Below are 6,782 nucleotides of genomic sequence, written 5' to 3' on the forward strand. Positions count from 1 at the left end.
GGCGGGCCCGGGGAGACGGTCAGATGCCCCGCTGGCTCGCGTAGAAGACCAGCCGGTACTTGCCGATCTGGACCTCGTCGCCGTTGTGCAGGACGACCGAGTCGATCGGCTCACGGTTCACGTACGTGCCGTTGAGGCTGCCCACGTCGGAGACGGTGAAGCCACCGTCCTGGCCCCTGCGGAAGTCGACGTGCCGCCGGGAGACGGTGACGTCGTCCAGGAAGATGTCGCTCTGCGGGTGGCGCCCGGCCGTGGTCAGTTCGCCGTCCAGCAGGAAGCGGCTGCCGGAGTTCGGGCCGCGCCGCACGATGAGCAGCGCGGAGCCCGGAGGCAGTGCTTCCACCGCGGCCTGGGCCTCGGGGGACAGCGAGGACGACACGTGCTGTCCGGACACCTCGGCCTCGTAGGCCTCCAGGCCCGAGATCGAGATGGTGGACGTGGTCTCCGAAGCACGCTCCGGCGTCAGGCCCGGCCGCAGCGGCGCCCCGCAGTTGGAGCAGAACCGGCTGGCCGCATCGCTGCGGTGGCCACACCTGCTGCAAACCTGCTCGGCCGACATGGACGGCTCCTCGCGCCGCGGGTGCCCCGCGGAGGCATTGGTGGCATACGGGTCGGGGTCAAACCCTCCACCCGTACTTGAGGTTGATGGTTCACCGAAACCTATGCGTCCGGAACCGGCAGGGTCAACAGCCGACGCGCCGTACGCGCCCGAATTGTCACCCGCCCCGGCGACCTCGTCGCGGAAGAGCGGCCGGTCGCCCTGCGCCTCCACGTCACCATGTCCCGCACGGTGCTTGGGCGCACCGCTCTCCTCGCGGTTCTTCTTGCCGAACAACTTCTCAAACAACTTCACGGGCGATTCCCCTTGACCGAAACAGACCCGCCCGTGGGGCAGGACGAACTCCGAATACTCACACCTGCCGACCCGGACATTCTCACAACGTCCGTCACCACCAGACAGTTTCCACCACGCACCGCTTCTTCGGTGCGTCGACCCCCCGCAGGCATCCGCCCACGTGAGCCGCTCCACATCCCGCCCGGTCTCATGACGATGACGACCGAGCGTAGTCAGGCTGCTTCGCAGCCCGCAAGGCGTCCACAACGATCTTCGCCGATCGTACGACGGTGGCGTTGGCCTGTTCCTTCTCCAGCGTCTGGATGACGCCGCCGGGAATGTTGAGGGCCGGCTCCAGGTCCTGCGGCTTTCCGATCACCCTGAATTCATAGGGTTGTGTGATCTTCCTGCCGTCGATCGCGACCCCGCCGCCCTCGTCCGAGAAGTACGTGCTCGCGACGACGCGCACGCCGTTGATCTGGATGGCCTCTGCTCCCGCCGCCCGCAACTCCTGGATGGTGTCCAGCAGCTTGTCCGACTGCACCTGGCCCTTGGTGTCGGTGACCTTGAGCGTGATGCCCGGCCCCTGCGCCGCCACGGTACCCGCCAGGATCCCCAGTTGGCGTTCCTTCTCGACCGTCTGCTTGCGCGCCTCGTCGGCCTGGTTGGAGCTCGACTCCAGCTCCTTGCGCTGGTCCACCAACTTCTGCTTCTCGTCTTCCAGCCGCTTGGTGCGCCCGTCCAGCTCGTCGAGGATGCGCACCAGGTCCTCCTGGCGCGCCCCGCGCAGGGCACTGGAGTCGCTGTTGTGGCGCACCTGGATGGCGAGCCCCAGTCCGAGGACGAACAGCAACAGGGCGACGATCAGTTGGGCCCGGCTCACCCGCGGCGGCCAGAGCCCCGCGGCCAGCCGCTGGCGCCCCGTCTGTTCGGTAGACGCGGAAGGGGCCCCTGACGGTTCCACGGGCCCCGTGGGAGCTGCGGGCCGGGTGGGCTCGGGCGGAGTGTTCTCGTCCGTACTCATGGCCTCACGCCCGGAAGACGTGCCGACGGATGGCCGCGGCGTTGGAGAAGATCCGGATGCCGAGGACCACGACGACGCCGGTGGACAGCTGCGCGCCGACGCCGAGCTTGTCGCCGAGGAAGACGATGAGCGCCGCGACCACCACGTTGGACAGGAACGACACCACGAAGACCTTGTCCACGAAGATGCCGTCCAACATCGCGCGCAGCCCACCGAACACCGCGTCGAGCGCGGCCACGACGGCGATCGGCAGATATGGCTCGACGACGGCCGGCACCTCGGGCCGGACCAGAAGTCCGGCCACCACCCCGGCCACCAGGCCCAGTACCGCGATCACGATGCACCCTTCTTCGGATCTTCTGCTGTGGCTGTGGCTGTGCGTACGGTCAGGCTCGACGCGGCCGGCAGCCGTACCTCGTTCTCCGCGGACAGGGTGTACCGGATCCCGTAGCTCTCCTGGAGCACGTGCAGGTACTGCCCGTCCACGCTGTCCTGGAACTCCGTGTTCAGCCGCTTCTTGTCGCCGACCGCGAGGATCTCGTACGGCGGCACCAGCGGCTTGTTGTCGACCAGTATCGCGTCACCGGCGGCCCGGATCGCCGACAGCGCCGTCAGCCGCTGCCCGTTGATCGCCACGGCCTCCGCCCCGGCCTGCCAGAGGCCGTTGACGATCCGCTGCATGTCCCGGTCCCGCAAGCGGCCGGTGTCCGAGAAGCCCGCGCTCTCCCGCGGACCGTTGCCGTTGCCCGTGGAGGCACCCTTCGCGTCGTCCACCGTCAGCTTGATGCCGGGTCCGCGGACCTCGGTCGCTCCGGAGAGCAGCGCCAACAGCTCGCCCTGGTCACCGCCGTGCTGCTTGAGGGCCGCGCGCTGGCGGCCCGCGACGTCGTCGCGCAGCCGCTCGATGTCCTTCTCCAGGCCGTCCGCGTGGTCGTCGGCCCGCTCGACGCGGGAGATCAGCTCCTCCCGCTCCTTGGCCAGCACCGGAGCGGCTATCCGTGCCTGCGCGGCACCCAGCGTCACGACCATGGCGGCGAGCACGAGCCCGGCCGCCAGCGCCAGTTTGGCCTTGAGGTTGCGCGGCAGACCCGACGTGCCCTCCGCCTCGCGCCGGGCCGCGGCTTCCGCATAGCCCTCGTCGAGACTGTGGTCCATCACGTGCGTCAGCAGCGACATGGATGCGTCCGGGCGCACCGGCGGTTTCGCCGAACTCCGGTTGTTGGGCGGCTGCGACATGCCGCACATCGTCGCATGTCGCACCGGCCGACACCGAATGCTGCCGTCCGCCGGGCCGGGAACCACGCTGCGTGGCCCCGGCCCGCGGACCCGGGTCAGTCCCCGGCACCGTCCAGGACGCCCGCCCACTCCTCCAGTAGGGCCTGCGCGGACGCGTCATCGGGACCTTCGGCCCACAGGTGCGTCACGGCCTCCGCCGGGTCCGGCAGGACGAGCGCCCACCGCCCGTCGGCCTCGACCACGCGCACCCCGTCGGTCGTGTCCACCTGCCGGTCCCCCGCGGCCTCCACCACGCGCCGCATGACCAGGCCCTTGACCGCCCACGGCGTGGGCACGTCCCGCTTGAGGACGTGCGCCCGCGGGATCCGGGCGTCGATCTGGCTCAGCGTGAGCTGCGTGCGCGCCACCAGCCCGATCAGCTGGACGAAGGCGGCCGACCCGTCGAAGACGCTGCTGAACTCCGGGACGATGTATCCGCCCCGGCCGTCCCCGCCGAAGATCGTGGTCTCCGCCCGGCCCACCCGGGTCAGGTCGTCGGGCGAGGTCGTCGTCCACTCCACCTGCGTGCCGTGGTACGCCGCCACCTGCTCCGCGATCCGGGTCGTGGTCACCGGCAGCGCCACCCGACCGCTGCGACGCTCCGCCGCGACCAGGTCCAGCAGCACCAGCAGCGCCCGGTCGTCCTCGATGATCCGGCCCCGCTCGTCCACGAGCGAGATCCGCTCGCCGACCGGGTCGAAGCGCACGCCGAAGGCCGCGCGCGAGGAGGCGACGATCTCCCCGAGGCGTACCAGGGCGGCCCGCCGGGACTCGGCGGTCTCGGTCGGCCTGGACTCGTCGAGCCCGGGGTTGACCGTGAGGGCGTCCACCCCGAGCCGGCCCAGCAGGCTGGGCAGCACGAGCCCGGCGCTGCCGTTCGCCGCGTCCACGACCACCTTGAGCCCGGAGTCCGCGACGCCTGAGGTGTCCACGTGCCGCAGCAGCGAACCGGTGTAGGAGTCGAAGACGCTCGACGGGAACTGCAGGTCACCGATCTCACCGGGGAACGCACGCCGGTACTCCTGGCGCGCGTACACGCGGTCGAGCTTGCGCTGCTGCCCCTGCGAGAGGTCCGCGCCGCGCTCGTCGAGGAAGATGATGTCGACCGAGTCCGGCACGCCGGGCGAGGTCCGCAGCATGATCCCGCCCGCACTGCCGCGCGCGGTCTGCTGCCGCGCGACCGGCAGCGGTACGTTCTCCAGGTCGCGCACGTCGATGGCGCTGGCCTGGAGGGCGGAGATCATCGCGCGTTTCAGCGCACGCGCACCGCGGGAGTGGTCACGGGCGGTGGTGACCATCGCCCCCTTCTTCAGCGTGGTCGCGTAGGCACCGGCGAGCCGGACGCACAGCTCGGGGGTGATCTCCACGTTCAGGATGCCGGAGACCCCGCGCGCACCGAAGAGGTGCGCCTGGCCCCGCGACTCCCAGATGACCGAGGTGTTGACGAAGGCGCCCGCCTCGATCGTCTTGAAGGGGTAGACCCGCACGTTGCCCTGGACGATCGATTCCTCACCGATCAGGCACTCGTCACCGATGACCGCCCCGTCCTCGATCCGGGCGGCCCGCATGATGTCGGTGTTCTTGCCGATGACGCAGCCGCGGAGGTTGCTGTGCGGACCGATGTACACGTTGTCGTGGATCACGGCCTTGTGCAGGAAGGCGCCGGTCTTGACGACCACGTTCGAGCCGATGACCGTGTGCTCGCGGATCTCGACCCCGGCTTCGACCTTGGCGTAGTCCCCGATGTAGAGGGGCCCGCGCAGCACCGCGTCGGGGTGCACTTCGGCCCCTTCGGCGATCCACACCCCGGGGGAGATCTCGAAGCCGTCCATGTCGACCTGGACCTTGCCTTCGAGCACGTCGGCCTGGGCCTTGACGTAGCTCTCGTGGGTGCCGACGTCCTCCCAGTAGCCCTCGGCGATGTAGCCGTAGATCGGCCGGCCTTCCTTCATCAGCTGGGGGAAGACGTCACCGGACCAGTCGACCGGGACATCCGGGTCCACGTAGTTGAAGACCTCCGGCTCCATCACGTAGATGCCGGTGTTGACGGTGTCCGAGAAGACCTGCCCCCACGTCGGCTTCTCCAGGAAGCGCTCGACCTTCCCCTCCTCGTCCACGATCGTGATGCCGAATTCCAGCGGGTTCGGCACCCGGGTCAGGCACACCGTGACGAGTGCGCCCTTCTCCTTGTGGAAGTTGATGAGGTCGGTGAGGTTGAAGTCGGTGAGCGCGTCGCCGGAGATCACGACGAAGGCATCGTCCTTGAGGGCCTCCTCGGCGTTCTTCACGCTGCCGGCGGTCCCGAGGGGCTTCTCCTCGTTGGCATAGGTCAGCTCCATGCCCAGTTCCTCGCCGTCACCGAAATAGTTCTTGACGAGTGACGCCAGGAACTGCACGGTGACCACGGTCTCGCTGAGACCATGCCGCTTGAGCAGCCTCAGCACGTGCTCCATGATCGGCCGGTTGGCCACCGGCAGGAGCGGCTTGGGCATGCTCGAGGTCATGGGGCGAAGGCGTGTGCCCTCGCCGCCAGCCATCACGACGGCCTTCATGTCGGAAGAGTCCTCCTAGAGAGACGGCGTTCTGCGCCGACCTCGCCCGTCTCGGACGGTGGCTACGCTGCTCTTCCGCGTGACTACTCCGGCGAGCCGAACTCAGTCGGCCGTGGCGGCGTCCGCCTTGATGAGACGGCGGACCTGCACCACGTACAGGACTCCTGCCCACCAATAGAGGGTTGTACCCCAAACTGCGAACGCCCATCCGAAAACTGAACCCAGCCAGGCGAGCCAGCCCGTCCCGTCGCTGAGCAGCAGCAAGGGGAAGGCGTACATCAGGTTGAAGGTGGCGGCCTTGCCCAGGAAGTTCACCTGCGGCGGCGGATAGCCGTGGCGGCGCAGGATCCACACCATCACCAGCAGCATCAGCTCACGGGCCACGAGGGCGCCCGTCACCCACAGGGGCAGGATTTCCCGCCAGGTGAGTCCGACGAGCGTGGACAGGATGTACAGCCGGTCCGCGGCCGGATCGAGCAGCCGGCCGAGGCTGCTGATCTGGTTCCAGCGTCGCGCGAGCTTCCCGTCGAGATAGTCGCTGACTCCGCTGAACATGAGTACCGCCAGCGCCCAGCCATCGGCATTGGGGCCTCCGAACACCGGCATCAGGATGAGCCAGAGGAACACGGGTACGCCGACGAGGCGAGCCATGCTCAGAATGTTCGGGATGGTGAGGATTCGGTCTGTCTGAACCCGAGTCTCCTGGACCTCCACCCGAGGGCCTCCACTTTGAAACGTACGAACGATGCTTCCTGACCCTACAGGAGAACAACCGGGCCCTCCGGACCCGGAACGCAGAAAAGCCCCGCACCATAAGGTGCGGGGCTTTCCCGGAAAAATTGTTCGGCGGCGTCCTACTCTCCCACAGGGTCCCCCCTGCAGTACCATCGGCGCTGAAAGGCTTAGCTTCCGGGTTCGAAATGTAACCGGGCGTTTCCCTAACGCTATGACCACCGAAACACTATGAAGTTAACCAAACCGGATATAGGCACAGTTCGTTACTTCAGAACTAACACAGTGGACGCGAGCAACTGAGGACAAGCCCTCGGCCTATTAGTACCAGTCAGCTCCACCCGTTACCGGGCTTCCACATCTG

General features: G+C 68.2%; 6 protein-coding genes and 1 rRNA gene. All 7 read right to left on the reverse strand.

Features of this window, described 5'->3' with window-relative positions; genetic code table 11:
* Positions 1–19 precede the first annotated feature (19 nt).
* Complete coding sequence (locus ACIBEA_RS08395; RefSeq protein WP_399259076.1) at positions 20–961, reverse strand: FHA domain-containing protein; 942 nt, start codon at positions 959–961, stop codon at positions 20–22.
* A gap of 82 nt (positions 962–1,043) precedes the next feature.
* The gene (locus tag ACIBEA_RS08400; protein WP_399259025.1) at positions 1,044–1,859 is read right to left on the reverse strand and encodes a DUF881 domain-containing protein; all 816 of its coding nucleotides are present in this window, start codon (positions 1,857–1,859) and stop codon (positions 1,044–1,046) included.
* A gap of 4 nt (positions 1,860–1,863) precedes the next feature.
* Complete coding sequence (locus ACIBEA_RS08405) at positions 1,864–2,196, reverse strand: small basic family protein (protein WP_125651314.1); 333 nt, start codon at positions 2,194–2,196, stop codon at positions 1,864–1,866.
* The gene (locus ACIBEA_RS08410) at positions 2,193–3,104 is read right to left on the reverse strand and encodes a DUF881 domain-containing protein (RefSeq protein ID WP_399259078.1); all 912 of its coding nucleotides are present in this window, start codon (positions 3,102–3,104) and stop codon (positions 2,193–2,195) included. Before ACIBEA_RS08410 ends, ACIBEA_RS08405 begins: the two co-directional genes overlap by 4 nt.
* A gap of 86 nt (positions 3,105–3,190) precedes the next feature.
* Positions 3,191–5,686: a mannose-1-phosphate guanyltransferase gene (locus ACIBEA_RS08415; RefSeq protein ID WP_354382040.1), complete on the reverse strand. Its 2,496-nt coding sequence runs from the start codon at positions 5,684–5,686 to the stop codon at positions 3,191–3,193.
* Positions 5,687–5,788: 102 nt separating this feature from the next.
* Entirely contained in the window at positions 5,789–6,400 is a 612-nt protein-coding gene (locus tag ACIBEA_RS08420) for a CDP-alcohol phosphatidyltransferase family protein (RefSeq protein ID WP_399259026.1), read from the reverse strand.
* 127 nt (positions 6,401–6,527) lie between these two features.
* Positions 6,528–6,644, reverse strand: a 5S ribosomal RNA gene (gene rrf, locus ACIBEA_RS08425).
* Positions 6,645–6,782: the final 138 nt, after the last annotated feature.

Source organism: Streptomyces sp. NPDC051555, assembly GCF_044454405.1.
In the GTDB taxonomy this organism is placed as follows: Bacteria; Actinomycetota; Actinomycetes; order Streptomycetales; family Streptomycetaceae; genus Streptomyces.